Origin of the sequence: uncultured Flavobacterium sp. (genome assembly GCF_951805225.1) — a bacterium.
Lineage (GTDB): Bacteria > Bacteroidota > Bacteroidia > Flavobacteriales > Flavobacteriaceae > Flavobacterium.
This window is the reverse complement of the sequence record NZ_OX638201.1, coordinates 5,797,449-5,822,666: the sequence shown is the minus strand read 5'-3', so window position 1 is coordinate 5,822,666 and position 25,218 is coordinate 5,797,449. Positions and strand designations below refer to the sequence as shown.

Here is a 25,218-nt window from a genome sequence, read left to right as displayed (position 1 = left end):
CTAATTTACAATTCTAAAATGTCTATGTAAAGTGAACTTCTGCCCAAGCAGATAAAATGTCATTAAAATAATCACCAAATTGATTAAATCTTTTGATACTTCCCACTATTAAGACAAAGCTTCAGAGAAATCTGGAGGTTTGGTTGTAATATAAAATTACTAAGTTCATTTCCCTTTTGTATCTTAATATCCTAAACTGATTTCTATTTTTGAAATGTAATCTGCATTTACATCTAGAACATTTTCTTTTAAATTTAAAATATCCTCCAAAAAAGCTTCAGTTCTATTGATGTAGAATTCTAGAATTGAACTAATCTCTTTGTTTTCTAATAATTTTAAAGGATCAATTGTTAAAATGCTCTTCTTGAAATTTCCAATTTCTCTTTCATATAAACATTCATTCAAAACCTCATTCATATTCAATTCTTCAAAACTATTTGATCGGAAGAAAAATGGCATAGAAACTTCATTTCTATTATTATAGTTTATGTTCATGAAAAAATTAGCCTCTATTTTAATGATCGCAATATTCTTATCGTAAACATTATATTTTGAAATACAACTCAAATTAGCATCAGGAAAAACGTCTTCCAAATCCAAAATAAGAATCGCATATAAATCAGACAAATCAAGTGTTTTGAAAAAAGGCTTAATATAATCCGTATCGAAAACCTCAACAGAGATATTATATTCTATATCACTTTTACAATTGGTCCTTACAAAAGGAATATCCTTATATGTTGCAACAAATTTTTGGGATATTATGTTATATTTTAATCTATTCATAGAGATGTTATTATTTAAATGATTGAGCATTCAAAACATTTAAAACAAGATAAAAGTTAAAAAATAATACTAAGTGATAATAAGATTAATAAGAAGCATTCAATACTTCAATTGTTAAGGGCTTACCAAATTCTTTAATTAAAAAATTTTCATAATCATTAATGTCAAAATTAGAATAGTTAACACATATCACTGTATTGGTTCCTATTCGATAAATTCTATGAATTTTCAAAGTAATCTCATCAATACAGTTTTTCCTTGCTATTTCCCTAATTATTGTATCAGCTTTTTTTTCATCTTTGAAATGAAGTAATTCGAAATTAAATGTGCTAGTATAAATATTGTCTTTCAGAGTATAAATTTGGTATGACTGTATAATATCATAATCAAGAGCGTTATTTAATTTTTCTACATGACAAAACGAAGTATAATTTTTAATATAATCTCCATTTGCTTTGCTGTAAATATTATAAAGAGAATATTTTTTTACAAAATCGCTTTCATATTTTTCAGATAAAAACGTTGAATAATCATCTTCATTTTTAATTGAATTACATGAATAGAAACAAAGTAAAAAGAATATTATCAGTCTATTTTTAATCATCTTTTATATTCCAGATTATCGATTATTATACTTATATCTTTAAGAATAGTATTATTTAAAATTTGTCTTTTAAGTTCTTTCGGCTTAAACAAATATAACTGAAAGTTGCAGAGTTCTGGCAGGGCAAGAACCTGTTCTTCGAATTGTTCCTGTAAGCGTTCCGCAAATGTCTTGGACTTTGAGCCACTTGTCAAAACAAATCTAATCTAAAAAACCAAAACTTCAACTTTACCTCAAAACAATGTAAAAGCATATTGATTAAACAATTTATTTTCATTGTTCATCCCAACCTTTTACATCAAATAATCATCTATAGAGATAGAAACCGGAAACAAAACAATGGTTCCTTTTTCGATAAAAATGCTATCTTTCTCTAATTAAAATTGAATTGTCTGATGATTATAAAATACTCTAAAAAATTACTTTTCATTTTTGTTCTTCTCGCTCAGGTTTGTTTTGGACAAAAAGTTTTTAAAATCAAAGAAGGTCAGCTACAATTTATTAATGCTAATGAAGGTGTTTTTATAAAAAAAGGAAATTCATATTATCATCTAAAATTACCTCGAATAAATGATTATGAAGATTTATCTACAGGAGCTAAATATGAACTAGACGATGTAACTCTGGAAGAAATAAATAACCTTCAAAAAGATTCGGCAACTATTTCTGCTTTAGACATTGTAAAGTTTGATTTTGAAAATTTAGGAACAAAAAAGGTTATAACTAAAAATAGTAATCATGAGAATAATTATCAATTCTACAAATACAATAGAAATTTCTTCGCTATAGATTTTCTCAAGGATTCATCTCATAAACCGGTCAAAAAGTTTTTACTGAATTACTGTATTCTGGATTTTGGAAATAATAACAAAATTATTTTCCACAATGAAGGCTTTATCGTTTCGACAAAAGAGAAAGTCAATTTTTTGTTTAAAGACAAGGATTTAATTGATGCTTTTAAAAATTATGAAACAGAAAAACTTAAAAGCTTTACTACTGCAGAAGTATATTTTGGAAATGAAAGCAAATTAGAAATTAACAACGGTTTCTATAAAACTGACACTTTATGGAATAAGAAATTAAAAATTAAGGATATTTATAATGAAAGTGTTATAACTAAATCATTTGACTCAATTGCTTTTAATAATTTCTTCATCGTAGGTTATCAAAAAGGAAAAATAAATCTTTATAATTATGCTTTTCAAAATTTAAATATTCAAAATCTAAAAGCTGCTAGTTTGAAAAAACATTTTCCTTTAATGCAGATTATCGAAGGAAATTCTTTGAAAACTATAAATCTAATCGGAAAAGATTCAAAAATGAGTGATTATAATATGGAAGGCACACCTTTTAGTGTTAGTTTTTCTGATTATTTTGACGATCAGACGGCTGATTTTAAGATCATTCAGAAAAATGGGATGTTCTATTTAGAACCTTACTCTATTTCAATCAATTCAATTGTTCCTGATGTTCGAAATTTTCGAAAAGAATTGCAACTTTTGAATTCTAATGAATTTGAAACTGTTGAATTTTTAGACGAAATGGCTTCAATAACAGTACAATCTGAAATAGGCGCTTTTAGTATTAAAGATCCAATTATGATCTATGTAAAACTCAAAAACGGAAAATTTAATCTGACAACAATTGAATATTTAATTGCGGAAAATCCAGACGAAAAAATTATTGCATTTAATAATAAACTGCCTAAAAACTTAGATTCAATTAAAACTATTAGTGATCAAAAATATTTAATTGAAAATGACGGATTATTTACTTATTATCCGATAAGGAAAGAAATAAAATATAAAAAGCTTGAGGATTTTAAAGAGAATTTTGCCCGATTTGAATTGCCAAACGGACAAAAAGGATGGCTCGATTTAAAAGGAAACGAATACTTAGATAATTAAATTAGAAAATAATTAATCATTACAAAACTTAGGTTTCAAACATTCCAAATTAATATCAAAAGTCATTCATGAAAAAAATTATCTGTATCGTATTTTGCCATTTAACTATTCTCGCATTTGGACAGGAATCAGTGACAAATAACAAATTAATTAGAGGTTTTGTTTTTGACAATTCCTATTTTTCAAGTATTCCTTTGCCGGTTGCTGAGGCTGATATTGAAGTAATAGGAACTGAAAGGAAAACAAAAACAGACAATGATGGTAAATTTGAAATAGAAGTAAAAGAAGGCGAAGAATTAACTGTTACTTTGATGTTTTCTAAAACTCAAAAAATTTTAGTTACCGACAAAAACTGTTACGAAATTAATTTAAATACAACTTTGATAGATTATCCAATGTTTTTTGAAAGTAAAAGATCCAGGAGAATTAATGCCAGATATTATCGTAAAACCGTAAAAAAATTGAAAGAAAAAATGGAAACCGGTTTCTACAATTGTCTTGATTAAAAAACATTATATCAAGCTAAATTCAACACAATAAAAGCAATTCATGAAAACAATAATTTTAATATTCTTAAGCATTTGTTCCATCGCAAATTGTCAAAACAAAAAAGCTAATACGGCAATTAGAGATTATACTTTAAAAATTCCGAAAGGTTACACTAAGCAAAAATCGTTAGAACCCTATTTGATGTGCGGTACTGATGATTACACCTATGTTCCAGATGCAGAGAATTATGCTTATGGATTTTATAAAAAAGAAAATCAGGTTTATTGCCAGGGGAAATTGACAGATATTAATGGTGATAAATTTCGTTCGCTTTGGTTTAATTATTACAAAAACAATGACAATGTATATTATTACACCAGAGAACTCGGGTTACAAAGAATTCCAGGCATCGATGCGGCTTCAACGGAAACTTTTAGTTCTTTTATAGCCGATAAAAACTATTTATACATTAAAACTTTTAAAGTAATTGAAAGACAAGATCTAAAAATTGTATCAGATTATATAAGTTATAAAGAAGCTATTCCGGCAAAAAACACTGATAATAATAGTAATAGCAGTTATACATACGTAAATTATTATCTGCTCAAAAACATTAAAGGATATTGGATTGTTAAACTTTCTGATGTGGTGTCTTATAATTTTTTAGGAAAAACATACAATCACAAATGGGATGTCGTTTATCAAAAAGAAAAAGTAGAAGATGAAGTACAAGAGACTGTATATAACGCTGCAGGTATAGATGTTAAACCAGAATTTCCAGGCGGAATAAGTAAGTTTCAGGATTTTGTAGATAAAAAATTCAAAGTAGACGAAAAAGATCTTAGCGGAAAAATTTACTCAACATTTATAGTTGAAAAAAACGGAAGTTTATCTGATATAAAAATCCTTAGAGATCTTGGATATGGAACCGGAAAAGAACTAATCAGAGTTTTAAAATTATCCCCAAAATGGAAACCCGGCCTTCAAAATGGACAAAAGGTAAGATGCCTTTATGCGATACCTTATAGAATAAATTCATCTCTGGATCACTAATATTCTTTTCAGATTATCTGTAAAATGATTCGGGAATTTTCGTGTTAGCGCTAAAACGAGAAAGCTTTAGAGAAATCTGAAGCTTTTTTGTTTCAACAATATTGTACAAATTCACAGATATTTACGCAGCTTTTTATAAGAAACTCTTTCTAGAGTTGGAACCCTTTTTTGAGACAAATTGATAAATCATTTTAGTTAATCATTTCTTAATCCATTAAGAAAGTTATTAGTATTACTATAAATTCGTCTCATCAATCCGTATGAAATAGGCTATGTTTTAAAGAAGGACTAATTACCACGATATCCAAAAGCAAATCTTAAAAACAACTTTTATTTTAAAAAATTGATTTATACCACACTTTTAAATATTGCGATTTTTCAGGGAATAGTCTTAGGCTTAATTATTTTAAAGTCTTCCTTATTCAATAGTAAATCAAATAAATATCTGGCAGGCTTATTATTTGCACTTTCAATAGTTTTACTAAATTATGTTTTTGAACTTGAAGATGCCTTTAGATCCTATCCCTTATTATGCTTTTTAGACGCTATCGATTGGGTATTTCTATTACCTGTTTTCACATTTCTGTTTATTATAAACCGCATTGATGATTCGGTAAAAAATAGACAAAAAACTTCTTTGTATTATATTCCATTTGTCTTTAACAGTATTCTTAATTTTACAATCTGTCTTGACACTGTAGGAGGAATTTATAAAATTCCTGAGTCCTTCATATTCCTAATCAATATACTTCGGCTGATTCAGCTTTTAATGGCCGTTGCCATCGTCATGTTTCTACCTTTTTACTCTTATTTTATGATAAGGCATTTAAAAGATCCTCTAGAGAAAAAATGGGTTATTACCTTATTAACTATCATGTATTTGCTATTAATTGTCTGGCTAAGTACTTATTTGGTTGGTCAGTTTTTTCATTCAGACATTTCTTTTACTATGAGTGTCATCGCTTTATCCGCAACATTCGTAATGCACTGGACAGCTTATATAGGCATTTACAAATACAAGCTTGCCAAGAACAAAGATGCTATCTATAATTTTCTAAATACAGATTTAACTCTTTCGTATAGCAATTTGCAAACTATAGAAAATAATATACCAGAAGAATATAAGGAAGCTATCACGGCAGATAATCTTTATTTTCAAAAACTGGAACTTCTTTGCAAAGAGCAGCACATTTATACAGACAGTACATTAAACCGAGAAAAAGTTGCCGAAAAATTAGGCATAAGCGCCGGATATGTTTCGCTAATTGTAAACACGATAACGGGAGACAACTTTGCCAATTATATCAATCAATATCGGGTTGAAGCTGTCAAGGAAATGATCTCAAATTCTGAATACGAAAATTATAATTTGTTGACAATGGGATTAGAATCCGGGTTTACTTCCAAAACAACTTTTTATAAAGCTTTTAAAAAAGTTACCGGTCAAACACCAAATGAATATAAAAACACCAGCAAATAAGTACCAATTTATCCATTTTTGAGGTTTTGAAACCTTTTATAGTTTTTCTTAAGTGAATTTTGGCTTCAAATAATTCAAATCACTTTTTATGAAAAAAATGCTATTACTAGCTGTTCTTACAGTTTTAGGTTTTACAAATGTTAATGCTCAAAAGATTCATTTTGGTGCCAAAGGAGGCTTAAACTTTGCAAACATCAGCGGAGATAATACGAAAGGTATTGATGTCGTGACGTCATTTAATTTTGGTATTTTATCAGAAATTCCCATTTCAGATAAATTTTCTTTTCAACCTGAATTAATGTATTCCGGTCAAGGATATAGTTTCAATGATAATACAGTTGCCTTAAGTTATTTGAACGTTCCTTTAATGGGAAAATATTATCTAACAAAAGGATTTAGCGTTGAAGCCGGACCACAAATAGGATTTTTACTTGCTGCCAAAAATGAAAAGGTAAACGTAAAAGAATCGTTTAATACTGTTGATTTTGGTGTTAATTTTGGTTTAGGTTACAAACTTGAAAACGGACTTAATTTTGGCGTAAGATATAATCTGGGATTAACTGATATTAATAATGTAGACAATTCTTCTGTTAAAAATAAAAACGGAGTATTTCAAGTCTCTGTTGGATATTTCTTTTTCTAAAACTTAATAATTTCAACACTTTTACAACCTGCTTTTAGAGGTATTATTATTAATACTGCGCAAATGTTTCTGACTTTGCGCAGTTTTTTATTTTACTATTCTAACAACTTCTAGGGTAATAAAACACAAGATATCTTTCTATTACTTTATTTGTTTTACTATTCTTAGCTTTGATTTTGTAAACGTATTTCGTCACAAAAAATGTAAATGGTATTTTATCAACTGATTCAATATTCTTGATTTCATTTGACCATTCAGGTCCGCAATGTTTTTCTACAGCAAGTTTTAACTCCTCGGCAGTAAAGTGTATTGGATAATTTTCTTTTTCTTCAATTCTTACAAGTTTTAAAGCTGTTCTATCGATTTTAAGCTTGCTCCATTTTGAAGTATAACCTTTCCAGTCATCCAAAACACAAAGTGGATCTTCAATATCTTGTTTTGTTTCTATTCCTATTTTTATTTCAAATTGCCCATATAATTCGATTTCATCAAATCCTGTTTCTTCAATTTTAAATGGTTTTTCGATATCAAAACCTGCATTGAGAGTAAAAAAAACGGTATCTTGTTTGGTTTCATAAATTCTATCATTTGGAGAATCATCTCCCCAACTCAAATCATAATCTGACATTGATATGGTTAAATCCGGAAATTTAATTTTGATATCGTAATTTGAATTCTCATTAATTTCTTCTTTTGTAGATGCTGGATTTTCTTTCTCTTCGGTTAAAACCTCTTTTTTATTGGTTGTTTTGTCTGTTGTTTTTGTTGTTTTCTCGCAAGAAAATAATATAAAACATAGTAGTACTATTTTGAGCGTAATTTTCATAATGGTTTTAATATTGGCGTGAATTAATTAGAATGTTAAAAATAGAAAAAAATCTATTTTTAATGGATTTCATTAAAAGAAATAAAACTAAGTATAAAAAGTTGAGAAACTTTTCAAGAAATAGAAAAACACACAAAGTCAGAAGCATTTACGCAACTTTTGTATAAGAAACCTTTTCTTTTTCATTACAAGTCATTTTATCTTTATTTCTCTACAAGCTGCGAATATCCAAAAATCATCTCATTAATTTCGGCTAACATATCAAATTCATTTGCAGGAAACATTTCAAGTATCATTTCTAAAATAAGCGAAACATTTACAGGATTTTTGTTTGTACTTGACATTATATGTCCTTCATTTTCTAATGCCAAAATGCACATTTTTAGCATATTTGTAATCACACAACCAAGCTCATAATAATTAACCTTGATTTGGGTCGTGTAAAATTCTGATTTACTTTCTGACTTTGAATTATTGAAATACTTCTCAATTATATTTTTAAGATTCTCTAATTTTTTAGTTTCATTTATTTCCATAATTCTCGCCGTCTTTTTTTGATTTTTTTATTCACTGAAATATCTTTGTATCTCTTAGCAAATATAAACAAAAAACAGACATATTTTACTGCACATATATGCTCCTGTTTTTTTGACTACTTACTTATACTTTTCAACCTTATAATAATAGGAAATGAGAAAAACTGAGGTACCTGAATCTGTTAAGATTGTAGGAAATAATATAAGGGAAATTATAAAAGAAAAAAAACTTAAAGTAAGACATATTGCTCATGATGCAGATTTAGATATTGAAGCGTTAAGACGGTATATGTTAGGCAAACACATTATGGGAATTGACAAACTTATTCGAATAAGTAAAGCTTTGGATGTAGAAATTTCAGAATTATTTCGAAAAATATAATCCATGATATTATTTTGACAAATGAACAAACTAAAATATATTCTCTTAGCATTAACTTTTATAATTCTCAGTTGTCATTATAAAAAAGATAAGCTGAAAATTAAAAACAATTCGGCAAAAGATATCTATTACCATGTAATTCTCAAATATAGAGATGAAAACACTTATTATGGACCGGCGATTGGTGGCAGAATAAAACCTAATACTTACGATTCTCCTGGTATAAGAGGTACAATTTTAAATGAAATGAATAAAAACTCTCATAACAAGACATTATACATTGTATATTTTAATGTTAAAGACAGAGAGTATGTTTATAAAAATGAAAATACTATAATCTTTAATAAAAAATTCCACGTTGATGAATATTCAATAAAAGAATTGGATAGTATGAAGTGGATTATAAATTATCCTCGTGTTAATAATTAAAAACACTTTAAAAACTTGTGCACGATCGAGACGCTCACGCCAGCAGGAGTTATTTTTAAAAAGATATTAAATAGAATCATTTTGCTTATCATATTGTCATTATAAAAAAAATAAGAAATGCTGAAAATTTATTATAAAATATGTGTTGACACTATTTTTAAATCTCAAAATATAAACAAAGAAGACTGGAAATTTAGCACTATAATCTTCTTATCCGGATTTTTAGGCTTGATCCTTATATCCTTAAGTATCTTTATTAAAAAAGTTTTACCTGATTATTTTACTTTTTCAATATATCCTGAAAACTATACCATGAAAAACTTAGATCATAAATTAGAAGCTATTATACTCTATTTTATTCCCTCCATAATCATAAATTATTTTTTAATACTCTATAATAAAAGATATGAAAAATTGCTCGCTACTTATAGCGCAAATAATGGGCGATACATGATTAGGTTTATGATTTTCAGCTTGGTTTTTTTCTTAATATCAGTATTTATATAAGTATTAACTTCCACTTGCAAAATTGAACAAAACAATTAAAACTATAATCATGATTTTATTAAAAGCCTATCAGTACTTCTTTTATAAATTGTATCGATTTTATGAAGCTTCATTATATTCTAAATGGTGGAGCCGAATGGAAAGCTTCTGTAACAATGTTAGCTTTAAGCATCTGGAGTTATGCGGCAATAGAAATATCATATCATTATCTTTTCAATATTCCACTTAAATCATCGAATTCAATTATAGATTTTTCAACTTTAGTATTTGCTTTTGCTGTTAGTGCTGTCAATTGGTTTTTATTTGTCTATCAAAACAAATGGAAAGCTATTGTAATTAACTTTGATAAATTGTCAAAAAAACAAAATAGAATTGGCGGTATCATAGTCTTTTTAATAATTATTTTAATTCTATTTTTTTATTGGATTTACTCAATTCCATTATTAGGTAAAATAACCTATAACTAATCCTGATTTTTGAATAAACTAAGTGATTTTTTAAACTCTACAAATCATATTATACCTAAAAAATGAAAAAACTAATTGAACCGATATTTATTTACTTTTCAAAAATTTATATTTTTTTTAATCAAGACAAAGGCGATAGATGGTTCATGTTACCTATCGTAATATTGGCAACAATATTTCTTCTTAATTTAGAAGTGATTTCTTTTTTCTTTATGAGAACTAACAAATACCATGTAATTATTCTATTTGTCCTTTTAATAATATTTTTTCATCTTCTTTTTAAAAATACAAGTTATGAATATGTTAAAAATTATAACCTGTCCAAGAAAACAAAAATCATAATAACTACCTTAATTTTAGTTGATCTTGTTATTAATTTTGTTTTCTTAAACATAGCTCGCAATGGTAGTTTTATGTTATAAATAAGAAAAGCCCGAGGCATTTGCGCAGCTTTTTTTGAGGACGCTTTGGAGAACAAAAAACTCTAGTAAAATCAATTTTTAACTAATGTCTACATACAATTTTAAAACGACAAACACCTTTCTTTTATTTACAAGATTTATATTCTCATCAGCTCTTACACTTTTGTTATTTGCGATAATAGTGTCAAATCATTATATAAATTTAAATAATGAGGTTTTGTTTACATTAACTTTTTTATTCGTTTTTTTTATTATTTACTACTTAACAAAAGGAATAACCATTATTAATGTATTGGTCAATTTTATTGATAAAACTAAAATTGAAATAATTATAAAATATCGTTTTTTTAAAGAAAGACGATACGTTTTTTTAATTTCTGAAATTAAAAATTACCAGTGTGAGTATGGTACAGGATATAAAATTTTCTATTTAAATAGAAATAAGGGTACAAACTTTAAATTTTTAATTTTAACTGAAATTGAAAACCTTAAATCTTTTGAGAATTTTTATGAACAATTAAAAAATAACATTGAAAAATATAATAAAGAAGATAGTTTGTATTTAATCAAAGAGAAAACAAATATTTATCAAACTAAATTAGGACTGTTCTACGGAATTATTCTTTTCATCATTTTGTTAGCTATTCCAATCTGTTATATAGTATTACAGACAAAAATAAATATAGGTTTTTTATTGATTATCTATCCGACTGGGATTTTATTTTTATGGCGCTTATTTATCGAACAGAAAAAAAGAAATTAATGCAGTCCTTGCTTTCCGAAGTGTACTTGCTAGTTTCAGAGACATTTGCGCAGCTTTTTATAAGGAACTCTTTGCAGAGCGAGGGGTCCAGAATCATTTTCATCAGAAGAGATCAAGATTGCTCAAAATAATGATGTCGTGATAAAAGAACACCATTCATATACAATAGATACAAATTATCTTGCAAATACTTGTCCCAGTTGTAATGCATTTATAGGACAACATTTCCTTCATGAATATTTTATAGATACAATGTATGGTGATTATGAGCACAAAATCATAGATTTAATTTAAAATTACTTCAATTAAGTATTTCTGGCAGGTATGGATTTATTTCATCGCCATAGCTGTCTATTCTCAATAATACACCCTGCTTAGACCTTGTTCCGGAAACATCTTTGTATGAGATGCTAAAAGTAATCAGGACTTTCATCAGGTTTACAATTCTAAGACGCAAAAAAAATTGCGCAAAGTCAGAGACATTTGCGCAGTTTTTCATAAGGAAGACTTCGGAAAGCAGGGGGCACTACCAATTTTTTATTGTAAATCCTCAATATCGTTTTTTATAAAATATATCAAGATTTTTATATTCATAAAAACAATAGATAAACCAAGAAATATCGGAACTATCGCTGACAAATCACCTATTTTTATAGAAAATATTTCATAAAAAAAATACAAAAAAGAGACTAAAACTAAGAATAAAAGAGTAATTAAAATCCTTGTTATTAGTAAGGTCTTTTTGTATAGTTTAAGAATCAAAGTAATTGCTGATGATGAATATAAAAGAATTAAAAATAGGTAGATTTGATTATCTAACTTATTTAAATCAAACTTGTGACCTGACGCCCCGTATATCACAATGATTCCTAAAGAAAATATGATTAAACATATACTAAAAATCCAAATTAATTTTCTCATAATAATTATTGATTTAAAAATTTATTGATTTGCGTCATTACTTCTGCAAATTGACTTTTCGTCATACCATTTGCATCAAAACTTATCTCTTCCTTACCCTCGAAGGCTTTCCAATTTCCAGACATTATATTATGAACTGTAATAGCAGAATCAGAGATTCTTTTTGCACCAGACGTATCACCGTATCTATCATTCCATAAATGACCAGGTCCTACATCACTTCTACCATGATGGGCATAAGCATCCTGTAAAGCGTGTGCACCCTGTCCAAAAGCTTTGATACCCTTACTATTTTTCTGAAGATCATTTAATTTTCCTAACTTAGCAGATTCAAAAATTTTACCCCAACCAAATTCCATTCCTCTTTCTGTTGCATCATGAGCAGATATAGTATTATTCTCATCTTCCCATTCTGAACGCATTGAATGCCAAATATTGTAATTGTATTTGTCACCCTTTTTATAATCAGTTACTTGAGAATTTGCAGTTCCAGAATAATCTATTCCTGCTCCAGGTCTATATCCTTGCATATCTGTTGGATGGGAAAAATTGTTTAATGCAATATGCCATCCAGGATTGTCAGCATAGACTGAAGCATAATGAGATAGTAAGTCAGCTTGTTCTTTACCAATCCCAGCTGCTGAAAGTGAACTATACGTCATATTGTAATGCCTCGTAACGGTCCATTGCCCTTTTATATCAATATTTACTATTGGATTGTTTAATACATATTGATATGGAGATATAGGATAATAAGCTTCAGTTTTTAAGTCCATATTCATCCATCTTCCAATTGCAGGGTCGTAATTTCTAAAACCATAGTCGTACATGTTAAGCCCTAGCTCGTCTTGCAGTTCTTTGCCGTTGTATTTATACTTATTCGTATTTGGCGTGTAATCATTATATCCTTTGTGTTTTAATCCAAAAGGATAATAATTGTTTTCTTCAATAATTTCAAGAAGCTGTGTGGTTGGGTTTTTAGCATAACTCACTCGTACGTTTCCTAAATGATCTTTGTACTGGAACACATACGAAAGAACATTGAGTGTATTTTTAACATAACCTTCTGCCGTTGGAAAAAATTCTAAAACATTGTCTTTGTACTGAAAGCCTCCTAAATAATCTGTAACTACTGCTGTTTTTCCTGTTTCGCTTACAGTTTTCTGTATTTTCTGTCCTGCTGCATTGTAAAAATACTCAATAGTACCTGTTGTGCCAAATGTTATTTTCTTAGGTAAATTCAGTTGGTTGTACTTGATATCTGTAATGTTTTTGTTTTTGTCGGTGATCATATTACCATTACCATCATAGGTATAATCATCGCCTGTTTTATTCAAATCATTAAATCCGCTGGTATTATTAGAACTGTCATCTACTTTGGCCAGTTGGTTTGAATTTGTCACAGGACCATAAACTAAATTGTCAATTATTATAGTACCGGTCTGTGGGTCTATATCTCCTTTTCTGAGCAAGGTCACAATATTACCATTTTTATCATACGTCAGGTTCTCATCATAGGCACTGGTGGTTAATCCGCTCTTTTCGTAAATCGAAGTTTTTAATCGGTTGAGTTTGTCATACGTATAACCATAACCTCTGTCTATATTATCAGAGCTTGTTTTCCATAGTGTCTCGGATATGTTTCCGTTATAAAGAGCCGTAACTCCTGCAATTGCTGCCTGAGGAGCATTATAACTTACTTTAAAAGCAAACAAATCTTTGGCATCTGTGCCTTGCTGCAAATTGGCTGTTTTATTAATCTCGGTCAGCCAGCCTCTGATATTATAATTAAAATCAACTTTCTGAAGTGGGCTTGCCGTAGTATTCCCTACATTTTTACTCGTCAATTGCCCCAGATTGTCATAGGTATTGGCCGCCATAAGCTGTATGGCCCCTCCATTAATTTGATGGGTATGGGTCAGTAATCGATCCTGAGGGGAGTAAGTAAAATCTTCTCTTATCACCATCTCTGTACTGCCTGAGGTACGTTTATGTTTGGTAACGCTATAAATTGTTTTCCCCGCAAAATCAAGATTAGTACTGGTAATGGTATACCCTGTTAGATAATTCGCACTATAGGTTTGTATGGGTCTGGCATATTCATCATAAAACAGGGTGTTGGTTTCCCCTGCAATAGATGCTGCAGTTGTTACGGCTCTTATCCAGCTTCCTGTTGCCATAGTTTTTACGTTTGCCAAAACAGTCTGTCCTTCTATGGTTGAAGGCAGGGTTTGGGCTCCGGGAAAAACATAGTTATCATAATAATTTACCGTTAATAACTTGAAGCTCGTTGGCGCATTGGCATTCGTATAATAAGCCGCAATACCATCGATGGTCTTGGATGTGTCTTTGGTTTCAAACAAAACGGTCGCTGCATTTTGCGTATCCTGTAATGATTTTCTGATTGCCGAACTTACTGCCTGACTGCTCCAACCCGTATAAATTGGCCGGCTAAAAGCGTCATATTTGGTGATCATCCAGCCTACTGTAGTATCATCTTTAAAAGGTGAAAACGCAGGTCCGGTTGCCACGGGTCTGTCTAATCTATCATAAACAATAAACTCCCATTGTTTACCCGGTAACTTTTTCTCGACTAAACGATTCTGGCTGTCGTATTTGTATTGGTAACATAAACCATCTAAAACTGCAGAGTTTATGGTCGCATCTGCTTTTGGAGGTATCACATAAGTCAGGTTTCCGTAGATGTCATAAACATAATAAGTGTCATGGTTAACGGTTGCATCATAGGTTCTTTTAAGTACCACCTGACCTTGTTTATTTTTAAATTCTACCGTTGATCCTGATTTTTCACCCGGGCTTACGCCGGAATTCTCATCAAAAGTTACGGTTTTATATAATTCATTTTCAGCATAACTCCCTGCGTCTGAAAAAGTAATATCATACAAAAGGGTACCAATATTCCAGCTTGTTGTAGCTTTAAATAATCGTACTGCATCGGTGGTAATGTTGGTTTGATACTCTAATTTTATAGTATTCTTTTTAACATTGCTAAGTGCCCAATCATTTCCGGGTGCTGCTTGTTCTAAGACACGATTAAGCGGTGAGGGTTCAAATCTTTTTTCTGAAAATGGATTGGTTGTGTTTTCGTATTTGGCAGTGTTGTAAACGCCATTTAAATTCGTTATGGATGTAGCTGTGGCAATTCTTGAGTAAGTTGTCGTGCTATTGGTTAAGGGATAAGGTAAATATTCTTTTATTTGTCTGCCAAAACCATCATATTCAACCGGAGTCACAATATCGATATTGGTTCCTCCCTGATTTATGGCCGCAGTCTGAATTGGACGGCCTAGTCCGTCAAAATAAGTCACGCTTTGGCTCATATCATTTTTGGTCAGCGTATTGAAACTCGCCGACTGTACTTTCTTTTTAGGCGAGGCGGTGTAAACAAAATTATCATCACTGAAAGTCTGGGCTTTTACACCCCAAATTCCAACGAACAACAAAATTATTATGGCTATATATTTTTTCATCAAGTTCTCTTTTTTATTTTTTAATTTATAACAGTTACTCAAACTGATCTCTCAAGATCTGCTCTTTCACTGCCGTGATTTGCAATTAAAATGTCTGAGCAGTATTATCGGTACAATCCGTTTGCTGTCCTTTGTAATTATAACAATACTTCTGAAGCACGTTTTGATCTTTATCTTTTACAAATTTCAATCGGCCAAGATAATCGTACTCATAATAAGTCGAGATTCCTTTTGGATCTGTAATACTGGTCACCCCAACAAGTGGATTATAGGTATAGGTACTCACCATACCCTGAGTAAATGATGTTCTAAAAGTATTGAGCGCTGTTCGCAAAATCTGCTCTTTACACGTACTTGTGATGCAATTGTCATTATCGGCATCTGAGAGTGTTTGAAGATTTGCCACATAACTCGAAATCTGCGCATAAGTCGCATTTTCTACTTTAGCGATAGGCTGTGTTCTGCTGTATCCCCAGATAATTGCTACCGGCAATCCTCCCTCGGGTGTGTATTGCAGAACATTTCCTTTGTCATCGTATTTATCAAAAGTGATTTTTTTATCGGTTGCAACAAGATTACCGGCTCCTTTATTGGAAGAAATATATTTGGGCACTAATAAATTGCTGGTCTCGGCGCTATTCTCATAAGTTGTTTTTTGCTCTGATAATTTCGTTGTACTGTTAAAGGTCTGGGTATCCAAAGGTATACCGATCATGAATTTAGAAACCATTTCTGCTCTAAAGGGCTCATTTGCCATTTCAGGATCTGGGGCATAGAAATATTTTGTCTCCAAGGTTTCAAGACTAGAAGATTTAGTCTGCGATCTTTTTAACTGATAATTCGAATCGTAATTGTAAAAATAATTCGTCGTCTTTTTATGTTCTTTTGCGTTTTTTAGAATCTCTGTCTCTACAGTACTGAACAAATCAACTGTTCCGCCGGTTGTATAGAAAATTTTATACGAATTAGGATTATCATAAGCCGCACTACCTGTTAAAGTCTCATCTTTAGTAAAAATTACAAGCGGCAAACTAAATTTCCTTCTGTGATTTAAATACAAATAAGGCAAATCAGGATCAATCATTTCTGTAAAATAAAGTGGGCCAAAAGCTTCATCTCCATAAAGATATTGGTTTACAACTGTCTTAACCAATGAATAAGTACCCGCATTATTCGAATAATATTTAATATTTAACGGCATTCCTCGTAGCCACTCATTATCCGTGGGAGAATGATACGGGAACTTATAAAAATCACCTGAGTCTTCCGGCATTGTAAAGGTATATTCGGTTTTACCAATGTTATTCCCTGCTTCTCCATTAATTTCGGTAACAATAGAATAGCCCAATGCATTTCCCTGAAAATTAGTCAAAGGGCTTCCTGCTGTTGCTCCTATCTGGTTTACCACCGGAATACCATTAAACTTTTTCTCGATATAATACATATTGGGTATGGAAAACGATTTTCCTGACAATTTTCCCGAACTATCCAAATATTTGTAGGTTTTAGAAGTTATACCTCCCACATTATCATCCCAAACAATACGTTTGATTCTTTTACCCGCTGCAAATAATATAGTATTCGAATAATCTGTAGCTTCTACGATTGGTTCTTGGTCCCAGCTTAAAGTAACCGAGAAAGCGTCAGTTTCAAAATCATTGGGATCACGACCTGCATCTGTTTTAGGTTTATACTCTAAAATATAGTCTCCCGGCTTCAGTCTAATAAAGCTTCTGCCAATGTAGAAAGATCCACCAGTATATGGTCCACTATCTATTGATTTTACAGCTACGTCAAAAGGACAACTTGCACTATTAGCTGTTTTACTACATCCAGATGTATCACCACTAAAAATTACATTCGTATTTATCGTAAGTATTTTACCTGGATCGGGATCATATACAGTAAAAGCTCTTGTATATACACGGTTGCTATATAAACTTGGATCTTTAAATACGTTAGCCACTTGATGAATAACAGGAGAAGTAGCATTCAGAAGTAATTCTCTGTAAAACTTTGGCGCGATAACGATATTGTGCTCATACTCAAAAGAAGCACTTCCTCCGGTAGGGTAAATAATTTTCTTTAACATTCCGGCCTGAGAGGCAATAGTATCTACTCTCCTGTCATCACCCTCAAAAAATGATGAAAATTGCCCATTATTTTTAGCATTGTAATACCCCCAGGCATCTTGTGCTGTTGAAAACCTGTTGGGTAAAACCTGAGGATCATATACAAAAGAATGTTTTTTGTTTTTAGTTATTCCCGAAGGTGAGCCTTCACTAAGAATGGATTCCAAAAACATTCTTTTTTTAGCCTGTGGCTCAGTAGTTCTTAGATATTCTAGTGAATTAATATCTTCGCTGGTAGTATACGTATAATTAAAAGTATGTTTGACCCTTACAATATTGTTTGTATCAAAGACTTCTATTTTTTGTAAAGCATAGCTGGACTTTAAATCTTCTCTTTCTGTTGCGAATTTGGTAAAAACCACTTTTCCTTTATCAAAAGTAATGGTCTTAATATGATACTGGTCCATAACAATTCTGGAAAAATGGCAATTTAGAGCCGATGAAGGACCATCGTCAAAACTTCTCGAGAAATAATTGGGTTGGTCTTTTGCATATTCAAACTTAATCTGTTTGTTACTTGGAGTCACAATATCCATTAACTGCCACGCATTGTTATACGGACTGCTGTTGGATGGATTCTGAAGACCTCCATTAGACAAAAAAGTAAAAGAAGAAGTTGATTGCGGTCTGTCTATAGCGGTTCTTAATCCATCTTTAGAGGTACCAAAATAATATTGGATTCCATCTTTATCCGTTATGATCCAGCCTTTAATGGTATAATTGCCTGTTGTTTGATAAATAGGTACAATCTTAAAATCACTATATTTTTGAATTACCGGTAATTTTGTTTTCTGATCAAACATAAATTTACCTGAAAAATTCAAAAAATTAAACATAAAAATATCCGGCTCCATATCCATCAAATTGTCTGAGTCTATACCGGTTGTGCTCCCATCATAAACTCTTTGTCTTGTTGCCTGAGTTGTAAAAAAGGTATCGTAAAAATTTTCAGTCAGATAGCCATGGTTACTTTCATCTGCCGGTCCTCTCTGCTGTCTGGTAATAACGCCTCCTGCATTTAAAGCCCAGCCCGTACCAACCTGAGAAGCCATTTCGCTCACCTGAACCCCTCGTGCATGATAAGAAACTTGAATAGGCAGGTTTATCTCTCCCGATTCAATAGTGTAAAGCGGCACTGAAATATTCGGCAATCCTGTGTAATGCGAAACAGGTACTTCTACAAATTTTCCCAGTGAAGCGGCTTCCGGTGAAGGAGGAACAATTTTAGGAACGAAGTCATTTTGTGCCAACCCTTTTGTTGAAACGATCAAAATCATCCCCAGACAACAAAAGATTTTAACCTTACTTTTTATAGCTGTTGTATTCATTTTATAATTCTAATTATATCTTATTTACTTGTTATTCTTTTAATCACTTTTACAGACTCGGTTTTAACATCTGTTTTAACGTTGATGATGTAAATCCCTTCTGCATAAACGCTTAAATCTACTGGTACAGTTCTGCTGGAAATACTGAAGTTCTGCAGCGTTCTGCCTGTCATATCCACAACACTGACTGTTCCTGAGGTAAAATCATAACCTATAATGATGTTGGTATAAGTCGATACCGGATTAGGTATAGCTTCCAGACTCGATCTCACTTTTTCGATTTTTGTTTTGTCTTTGAGTTTTACAACCCAAAAATCATTTCCTCCAATATTGGAGTTTTTATCTTTTGAAGCCCCTGAATTTGACGTTCCTGCCATTAAATATCCTCCATCTCGGGTTTCGATCAATTTTCTTAGGATGTCCTCACCTGCACTTCCAACGGTTTTATTCCACAGTTCTTCTCCTTTTTCATCAATCTTTAAGGCGATATAATCATTGATTCCGTCTTTTTCTTTGGCAACAACGTTGGCTAATTTCCCAACGACACCTTCTCTTGGAACCCTTCTTTCGCTTTGGGCATATCCGCCAATTAAATACGTATGGTCTTTGTTTTCTACCAGTGAAGTCAAAATATCCACTTTCCCAAAATCGTAGGTTTTACTCCAAACTACTGCTCCTTCTTCATCTAATTTAAAAATCCAGTAATCGGTTCCGTTTCCAACAATTCCACCCAATGAAGTAAGCGGGTTGGTACTATTGGAGTTGGCTCCTACAATATATCCGCCATCACTGGTCTGATGAATTACATAAGGCTGGTCATCGCCATCTGCTCCATAGGAATTTTGCCATTCTATAACTCCAACATCATTTATTTTTATAACCCACACATCTCCAGTCCCTTTATTATTCTCTGTTTTATCACCAGATCGTGATGAAGTGGAATATCCTGCCAGAATAAATCCATTATCGGTGGTTTGCTCCATACTTCTAAGTATATCTGCATATTCTCCTCCGTATGTTTTTTGCCACTCAATAACACCTTGTTTATCCAGTTTTACAACCCAATAATCCATGTTGCCTCGGCTTTTTTCGGATTTACTGTATAAATCGGCTTTGGTAGTGGTTATTGATTTTGCATCAGGCATGGCAGCTGAAACAGGTTGAGGACTCGAGCTTGAAGATCCTCCTAATATATAACCTCCGTCTCTGGTCTGAAAAGCGCATAATAATTCATCCGAACCATTCCCGCCAATTGTTCGTTGCCATTGCTCTGTTCCTGAAGCATCCAGTTTTATAACCCAAAAATCCGTAAGTCCTTTAGAGTCTTCTGTTTTTTGAAAACCGCTTGCCGAGCTTGAAGTTCCTGCCAGAATAAAGCCGCCGTCTTTTGTGTTTTTGATACTCTGAAGTAAGTCAAATCCGCTTCCTCCAAAACTTTTCTGCCAGTCAAGTTCTCCTTTTTCGGTCATCTTCCACACCCAATAATCAAGATCTCCATGATTATCGTCTGATTTATTTCCTGTTTTATTCGATAATGAACTTCCTGCCAAAATAAATCCGTAATCGGCTGTTGGCTGGGCATCAAAAAGATAATCTGCATGCTGTCCTCCGTAGGATTTTTCCCAAATAATATCCTGAGAATAAGTAAGTAAAGGCAATAAAAGAGGAAGTAGTAGGTAGAGTTTTTTCATTCGTTTTTTAGATTTCAAACTGTTTTTGGCTGCAAATCTAAATGATGACTATGTTAAATTTTTACGGGTTTCCTCATTTTGAAATTCTTTTTATACGCCTTTTAAAAAAAATGAGCAAAGACGCCACTTTAGAGTTAATAAAACTTATCAACTTCGTTTATTTTTTTATCATGACAATTAAATAAAAAATCCTTCTCAAAATCTGATATGTTTTATCTAAGAAACTTCTTGCTTCTTTCCTTTTAATTAAATAAGATTGTTGGTCCTAAATTAATCTAATGCATATAGAAATTTACTTGGTATTATTGTTTCCGTTCTCCAAACTCTTCTCTTGCAAGTGCTGTAAAACATTTATCTAACTTCATGGCAAAACAAACATATTTAAAAACAGAAAATTCATAAAAAACAAAAAAAGCCTTTCAAATGAATCACTTCATAGAAAGGCTTTTTTTAAATATAAAACTAATTAACTATACTTCTGTAATTCGTGTTACTTATTATATTTTATCCTGAAAGCAGATTTGATTTATGGGCTTATATTTTTAAAACACGCTTCTAAAATTCTGGTTTTTCAAAACCGTTTCAACTTCAGAACCTAAGTATTGGTATATTTTATTGTTTAAAAAATTCCCCATACTAATTCGTTTTACGCCTGCATTTTGCAGCTTATTAAAATCGGGTAAATCTGGCATACACATTACGTTTATTGGCAATTTTGTCGCTTTTGTAAGTGCTTCTATATCTTCGATTTTTGTAACACAAGGGAAAAATAATCCGTGAACTTCTGTAGTTTCATAAATGCGTATTCTTTTCAAAGCTTCGTTTAGACTATCGGTCAATCCAAGTAAAAAAACATCAGATCTAAGATTGATAAAAATCTTTATATTCTCTTTTGAAAGTTCATCGGCGACAGCCTTAATTTTTTGAGCAAATGATTCTGCATCAACGATTGTTCTTACTCCTTTTTCAACTACAGAATCTTCTATATTAATTCCCGAAACGCCAATCTTATTCAGTTCTTTGATATTTGACACAATTTCTGCAACTGTTTTTCCGTAACCCGCTTCCAGATCTACAGAAAGTGGCGTAGATACAGATGCCGCAATACGTTTTGTAATAAACAGATATTCCTCAAAACTCATTTCTTCGCCATCAGCATATCCAAGTGTTTCAGCAATTGCATAGCTTGAAGTTCCTAAGGCTTTGAAACCTAAGTCTTCCAATTTTTTCGCACTTTGTACATTCCAAACATTACCAATCAACAAAGGTTCCTGCTGATCGTGTAATTCTTTAAACTTTTGAAAATGATTTGTCATATTGTATAATTTTATAATAAAAAGGCAATTCTAATTTCTGTTTTGATTTAATTAATTTCCGTTTCTTTAATTTCCGAAATCACAATATCATCAGTATCAAGAGCATTTAAAAAATCTGTGGCATCAAATGCTTCTCCTAATGTTGTAACACCTTGTTTTTGTATTTTTCCAGTCAAAATTCTTTTCAAAGCTTCGACAATCAAAGGCGCTGTTACGGCATAAATATCGATTCCCTGAGCCGTAATACTTCTGCTTTTATTGCCTTTTGTAGCAACAACTTCCATACAAAAAACTTGATTAGATCTGTTTTTTTCATCGGCAGCTTTGGGTTCCGGCGTTTTATCGTTTCTAATATCGGTCAGCGAATTTTGACTCAAATAAGTATTGATTGTATTGACATTTATATGTCTCGAAATTGTAATTATTTCCGAAAGCGGAACCGTTACAACTTCTTGTGTTGCTATTGGTTCTGGAAAATCCCAAACTTTAGATTTTACTTCCAAAACTGGTTGTAGACTATTGTTTTCAAACATAAATCTTTGATAGTGATTGCGTTCTCCTGTCAATCGAGTTCCTTTTGTAGGATGCCAGGAATCCAAGCCTATATAACTTGAGATTTCATCAACCTGATCCCAATCTTTGGTAAGTGTTGTACTCAATAAATCTGCCAAACCGCCGTAAAATGCAGCCGCTGGAATTATAATTACATTGGCTATTTTTGCCTGTTCAGAGAATTGTTCAAAGATGTCCAAAACTGCTTTTTGCTCAGCACTTACGTCAAGATAATGTTTTCCTAATCGTAGCGTAGATTGAATAATAGGTTCTGCTGTATCTAAAAATGGACCTGCACAGTTTACGATTATTTCTGCATCGGCGAAAGCCTTATCTAAAGTTTCAGGTTGATTGATGTCTGCCACTTTTGTGATTAAATCCGGATAATCTTTACTTAAAGCATTTAACTTATCAGCATCACGTCCGCTAAGAACAGGTTTGAAACCTTGTTGATAAAGCTGAGCAACTAAAAATTTTCCTGTATGACCGTAAGCTCCGTATATTACTATTTTATTTTCCATAAAAGGGTTTTGGTATTTTTAGGTTTAGTTATTGTATTTTATAATTTGTGATTACTGCTAAAAGAATCTCGGAACATTTTCCAGCCTTCAGGAGTTTTTTTCCAAAGAACCAGAAATTTACCATCGTCAAACAATTCGCCTTTGGCATTAAAAGATTGCCACAAACCTTCTTCGGTTACATATTCGATTCCGTCGCCATAAACGGCTGTTGTAATAAATTTGCCATTTCTCATTCCGTAACTGTCATATGCCGCTCTAAAGAATTTTGCGGCAGCATCATGACCACACATTTGTACTGAATTTGGAGCCATAATACAGGCATCTTTTGCATAACGATTGATGAAAATTGAAGAATCATTTTTTACGAATGATTCAAAATAAATCGCATTACTTTCTGCGATTGCTTTTTTAGCTTCTTCTAAACCTGTATTCTGAATTTCTTTTTTTTGTTCCTTGCAAGACAATAGCATTGCAAGAACAACTACTGAGATAAATAATTTGTTGTGCATGATAATTATTGTTAATGTTACAGGACAAAATTCAGATTATGCAGATAAAGAAATGGTGATGTAAGTCACTTTTTTAAAAGAGGAAAATTTATCTTTTCAAACGGCTTAATGTTTCCCTTGATACGCCTAAGTAAGCGGCTAATTTTCGTTTTGAAATTCTTTGTATCAAATCCGGGTACTCTTTCAGTAAGAGATTAAAACGCTCCGTAGCATCGTTTGCCATATAAGTAAGAAGTCGTTTTTGCTGTTTTACAAAACTGTCGTTGGCTTTTCGACGAAAAAAATTTTCCATCTTAGGAATGGCTGCACATAATTTTTCTCTGTTCTCGAATGAAATCGAAATCGCCTCAGTTTGTTCCAGACAAACAATATCAAAAATGGCAATTGTCTGGTTATAAAAAGCCTGTTGATCTGTAATCCAGCAACCTTCATTGGCAAATTGCATAATGTGTTCTTTGCCCAAATTATCTATATAATTAGACACCGCAAGACCTTTAGAAATCCAATAAGTGTGGTTTACTTTTTCGCCTAGTTTTGCAAGATTATCTCCTTTTTTGAAGGTAATTTTTGAAAAATAAGACATTATATCATCAAATTCTCCTTCTGTAATAGAAGAAAACTTTGCAATATGTTTATAAAAGAGGTAAAATTCAGACGTCTCGTTCAACTTTGTATAGTTTATATTCTTAGCTATTCTGATTGTTCTGTACAGGAAATTTAGCACTAAAATAAGTGCATTTTTCGGATTAGCCAAATCCTACAAATACAAACTATAACTTTAAATAAATCAACTACTTATACAATTACAATAGTGTAAAATACACACCTTTTTTATCCAAAAACGTTGACTCCTTTTCCTGTAGTTATTAAGCTGAATAAACTCTTTTCGATAAGCTGACTCCATGCATTTGAACAATCTCCATAACATTCAAATTCAGGAACTAATCCCAAATGACTAAAACGGATTTGTGTTTTATGGTTTACTTCAGAGATTTCGAATACAATTTTAGTTCCCGTCCATTCGCTTTGATCTTTTACAAAACTTAATTTGCTGTCGGTAATAAGCCAAACAATTTTTTCATTCGGAATAATCTCGACTATTTTTTGTTTCGAAAAATGAATTCCCGGTACGCTATAACCAAATTCATCGTTGAGGTTTTCTGTGTTTCCATCAATTTCACCTTGCCACCAACCGCGAACATTGTTGATGGCTTTAAAAACTTCTTCTTTAGAATTGTCAACTAAAATCGTTGTACTAAAATTTGATGTTTCCATTTTGTTGTTTTTTAATATTATTTAAAGTTTTTATTTTTTTAACACATAGAAACATAGACTTTTATGTTTGTGAAAGAGTTGTAAAAAAGAAACACATTTCTTCACACATAGTCCCGAAGCTTCGGAATACACTAATACTAAGTGAAACGCCTTTTTATGCACAAAATAAATCTATGTTTCTATGTATT

General features: G+C 31.5%; 21 protein-coding genes. 9 read left to right on the top strand and 12 right to left on the bottom strand.

Going from position 1 to position 25,218, the window contains the following annotated elements:
* Window positions 1-183 precede the first annotated feature (183 nt).
* Both WN975_RS24315 and WN975_RS24310 read right to left on the bottom strand, forming a co-directional pair.
* Window positions 184-786: a hypothetical protein gene (locus tag WN975_RS24315; RefSeq protein WP_337968730.1), complete on the bottom strand. Its 603-nt coding sequence runs from the start codon at window positions 784-786 to the stop codon at window positions 184-186.
* Between the two features lie 85 nt (window positions 787-871).
* Window positions 872-1,390, bottom strand: coding sequence for a hypothetical protein (locus WN975_RS24310; protein WP_337968729.1), 519 nt, complete (start codon window positions 1,388-1,390; stop codon window positions 872-874).
* A 395-nt stretch (window positions 1,391-1,785) separates the two neighbouring features.
* Between WN975_RS24310 and WN975_RS24305 the strand changes: the two genes are divergently transcribed.
* The 5 genes from WN975_RS24305 to WN975_RS24285 all read left to right on the top strand — a co-directional run bounded on the left by WN975_RS24305 (window position 1,786) and on the right by WN975_RS24285 (window position 6,962).
* The gene (locus WN975_RS24305; RefSeq protein WP_337968728.1) at window positions 1,786-3,297 is read left to right on the top strand and encodes a hypothetical protein; all 1,512 of its coding nucleotides are present in this window, start codon (window positions 1,786-1,788) and stop codon (window positions 3,295-3,297) included.
* Between the two features lie 68 nt (window positions 3,298-3,365).
* Complete coding sequence (locus tag WN975_RS24300) at window positions 3,366-3,803, top strand: hypothetical protein (RefSeq protein ID WP_337968727.1); 438 nt, start codon at window positions 3,366-3,368, stop codon at window positions 3,801-3,803.
* 43 nt (window positions 3,804-3,846) lie between these two features.
* Window positions 3,847-4,839: a DKNYY domain-containing protein gene (locus WN975_RS24295; RefSeq protein WP_337968726.1), complete on the top strand. Its 993-nt coding sequence runs from the start codon at window positions 3,847-3,849 to the stop codon at window positions 4,837-4,839.
* Window positions 4,840-5,182: 343 nt separating this feature from the next.
* Window positions 5,183-6,319 (top strand): helix-turn-helix transcriptional regulator, encoded by a 1,137-nt coding sequence (locus tag WN975_RS24290; protein WP_337968725.1) that lies wholly within the window; start codon window positions 5,183-5,185, stop codon window positions 6,317-6,319.
* Window positions 6,320-6,407: 88 nt separating this feature from the next.
* The gene (locus WN975_RS24285; RefSeq protein WP_337968724.1) at window positions 6,408-6,962 is read left to right on the top strand and encodes a porin family protein; all 555 of its coding nucleotides are present in this window, start codon (window positions 6,408-6,410) and stop codon (window positions 6,960-6,962) included.
* A 100-nt stretch (window positions 6,963-7,062) separates the two neighbouring features.
* Here the strand turns inward: WN975_RS24285 and WN975_RS24280 are convergent, their stop codons facing one another.
* Window positions 7,063-7,788 (bottom strand): hypothetical protein, encoded by a 726-nt coding sequence (locus tag WN975_RS24280; RefSeq protein ID WP_337968723.1) that lies wholly within the window; start codon window positions 7,786-7,788, stop codon window positions 7,063-7,065.
* Window positions 7,789-7,991: 203 nt separating this feature from the next.
* Window positions 7,992-8,324 carry a hypothetical protein gene (locus tag WN975_RS24275; RefSeq protein ID WP_337968722.1) on the bottom strand — a complete coding sequence of 111 codons (333 nt, stop codon included), beginning with the start codon at window positions 8,322-8,324 and terminating at the stop codon, window positions 7,992-7,994.
* A 154-nt stretch (window positions 8,325-8,478) separates the two neighbouring features.
* On the opposite strand from WN975_RS24275, the gene WN975_RS24270 reads away from it, so the two are divergent.
* The 4 genes from WN975_RS24270 (at window position 8,479) to WN975_RS24255 (ending at window position 11,294) form a co-directional block, all read left to right on the top strand.
* Complete coding sequence (locus WN975_RS24270) at window positions 8,479-8,706, top strand: helix-turn-helix domain-containing protein (protein WP_337968721.1); 228 nt, start codon at window positions 8,479-8,481, stop codon at window positions 8,704-8,706.
* A 21-nt stretch (window positions 8,707-8,727) separates the two neighbouring features.
* Window positions 8,728-9,135, top strand: a complete 408-nt coding sequence (locus WN975_RS24265) for a hypothetical protein (RefSeq protein ID WP_337968720.1) — start codon at window positions 8,728-8,730, stop codon at window positions 9,133-9,135.
* A gap of 608 nt (window positions 9,136-9,743) precedes the next feature.
* On the top strand, window positions 9,744-10,109 hold the full coding sequence (locus WN975_RS24260; protein ID WP_337968719.1) for a hypothetical protein: 366 nt from the start codon (window positions 9,744-9,746) through the stop codon (window positions 10,107-10,109).
* 639 nt (window positions 10,110-10,748) lie between these two features.
* Entirely contained in the window at window positions 10,749-11,294 is a 546-nt protein-coding gene (locus WN975_RS24255; RefSeq protein ID WP_337968718.1) for a hypothetical protein, read from the top strand.
* A 926-nt stretch (window positions 11,295-12,220) separates the two neighbouring features.
* Here the strand turns inward: WN975_RS24255 and WN975_RS24250 are convergent.
* The 8 genes from WN975_RS24250 to WN975_RS24215 all read right to left on the bottom strand — a co-directional run bounded on the left by WN975_RS24250 (window position 12,221) and on the right by WN975_RS24215 (window position 25,030).
* The gene (locus WN975_RS24250) at window positions 12,221-15,706 is read right to left on the bottom strand and encodes a DUF6443 domain-containing protein (protein ID WP_337968717.1); all 3,486 of its coding nucleotides are present in this window, start codon (window positions 15,704-15,706) and stop codon (window positions 12,221-12,223) included.
* Window positions 15,707-15,791: 85 nt separating this feature from the next.
* Complete coding sequence (locus tag WN975_RS24245) at window positions 15,792-19,166, bottom strand: hypothetical protein (RefSeq protein WP_337968716.1); 3,375 nt, start codon at window positions 19,164-19,166, stop codon at window positions 15,792-15,794.
* A gap of 20 nt (window positions 19,167-19,186) precedes the next feature.
* The gene (locus WN975_RS24240) at window positions 19,187-20,857 is read right to left on the bottom strand and encodes a T9SS type A sorting domain-containing protein (protein ID WP_337968715.1); all 1,671 of its coding nucleotides are present in this window, start codon (window positions 20,855-20,857) and stop codon (window positions 19,187-19,189) included.
* 542 nt (window positions 20,858-21,399) lie between these two features.
* The gene (locus WN975_RS24235; protein WP_337968714.1) at window positions 21,400-22,173 is read right to left on the bottom strand and encodes an isocitrate lyase/phosphoenolpyruvate mutase family protein; all 774 of its coding nucleotides are present in this window, start codon (window positions 22,171-22,173) and stop codon (window positions 21,400-21,402) included.
* A gap of 47 nt (window positions 22,174-22,220) precedes the next feature.
* Window positions 22,221-23,246 carry a saccharopine dehydrogenase NADP-binding domain-containing protein gene (locus WN975_RS24230; protein WP_337968713.1) on the bottom strand — a complete coding sequence of 342 codons (1,026 nt, stop codon included), beginning with the start codon at window positions 23,244-23,246 and terminating at the stop codon, window positions 22,221-22,223.
* Window positions 23,247-23,284: 38 nt separating this feature from the next.
* Window positions 23,285-23,755, bottom strand: a complete 471-nt coding sequence (locus tag WN975_RS24225) for a hypothetical protein (RefSeq protein WP_337968712.1) — start codon at window positions 23,753-23,755, stop codon at window positions 23,285-23,287.
* Between the two features lie 88 nt (window positions 23,756-23,843).
* A complete protein-coding gene (locus tag WN975_RS24220; RefSeq protein WP_337968711.1) occupies window positions 23,844-24,422 on the bottom strand; it encodes a Crp/Fnr family transcriptional regulator in 579 nt (192 codons plus the stop codon).
* A 164-nt stretch (window positions 24,423-24,586) separates the two neighbouring features.
* Entirely contained in the window at window positions 24,587-25,030 is a 444-nt protein-coding gene (locus WN975_RS24215; protein ID WP_337968710.1) for an SRPBCC domain-containing protein, read from the bottom strand.
* Between the last annotated feature and the right edge of the window lie 188 nt (window positions 25,031-25,218).